This is a genomic window from Streptomyces sp. NPDC006393 (assembly GCF_040628575.1).
Taxonomy (GTDB): domain Bacteria; phylum Actinomycetota; class Actinomycetes; order Streptomycetales; family Streptomycetaceae; genus Streptomyces.
On sequence record NZ_JBEXZD010000227.1, the window covers coordinates 1 to 1,344 of the forward strand.

1 protein-coding gene is annotated in these 1,344 nt (G+C 69.2%); it reads right to left on the bottom strand.

Annotated elements, in window-relative coordinates; all coding sequences use genetic code 11:
• Positions 1 to 1,344 (bottom strand): LamG-like jellyroll fold domain-containing protein (locus tag ABZ484_RS38715; protein ID WP_358870636.1); only part of this gene is annotated, 1,344 nt, incomplete at both ends.

The following is a 1,344-nucleotide window of genomic DNA, read 5'->3' on the forward strand; positions in this document are numbered from 1 at the left end:
CGCCGGTGATCTGGGTCCACGCGCCGGTCGTCGGCGCGCTGGTCGCCGCCACCTTCTGGTACGACCAGGTGCCGCCCACCGGGGCGTCCTGGCTCACCGCCCGCAGTGCCCAGGTGCCCGAGCTGTTCTCGTACCCCAGGTAGAACGGGCTGCGGTGGGTGCCGTCCTGACTGAGCACGGTGCTGTTGTGCGTCGGGACGCTGTCCAGCTTCACCCACGCCGAGACCGTGTAGGAGCTGCTGGTGTCCAGCACGGGGCCGCTGGTGGTCAGGTGGCTGCTGGTGCCGTTGAGCGTGGCGGCGCCGTCGTTCCAGGTGACGTCGGTGGCGGTGGCGGTGTTGCCGGTGCCGGAGGCGTCGGTGACGTTGGTGCCGGAGGTCTGGTCGAGCTTCCACCAGGCGGCCGGGTGACCGGAGGCGTCCCCGTACAGCGTCTCGCTGAGCAGGTTGCCCATGTCGTCGTAGGTGTCGGTGGTGGTGCGGTCGTAGCCCGAGGTGTCGTGGTCGTTCTCGGTGGCGACCTGGTCGTCCGGGGTGTACGACACCGTGGTCACCCGGTCCACGCCGGTCGGGTCCAGCTCGGTGGAGGTGGTCCGGGAGGCGGCGTCGACGGTGTACTTGGTGACGGTCTCGCCGTTGTCCGTGGTCGACTGGAGCAGGTTGCCGGCCGCGTCGTAGTTGTCGGACTCCAGCACGTAGGTGCTCTTGCCGTCGGCACTGGTCCGCTTCACCGTCGCGGTCAGACCGTCGTCGGTGTACGTGTACGACGTGGTGTTGCCCATCGCGTCGGTGATCGACGCGAGCCGTCCGGCCGGGTCGTAGGCCCGGGAGGACTCGGTGAGCAGGGCCGGCGACTGCGGGTTCGTCGGGTCGCCGGTGTACATCACGCCCTGCGTGAGCAGGTTGCCGTTGTCGTCGTAGGTGTACCGGGTCTCGTTCCCGGCGCTGGTGACTTCCTTCGTCTTGTTGCCGGAGGAGTCGTACGTGTACGTGGTGGTGTTGCCGTTGGCGGCGCCCTCGGCCGCGTTGGCGTCGGCCTCGGTCAGCACGTGGTCGTAGCCGTCGTAGGTCCACGTCTGCGTGCGGGCCTTGTCTCCGCCGCTCGCGTCGGAGACGGTCTGCGAGGTGGTGTTGCCGTCCTCGTCGTAGACCGTGCTGGTGACGGCGGCGTGCGTGGCGCCGGTGACGCGGTCGGTGAGCTGCGGGTCGTGCTCCTCGACCACCTGGCCGGCGGCGTCGTACGTGTACGACGTCACCAGGCCGTTCGGGTAGGTGTCCGAGACGACCTTCTGGCTGGTGACCTGGCCCACGCCGTCATAGGTGTAGGTGGTGACCAGGCCGATGG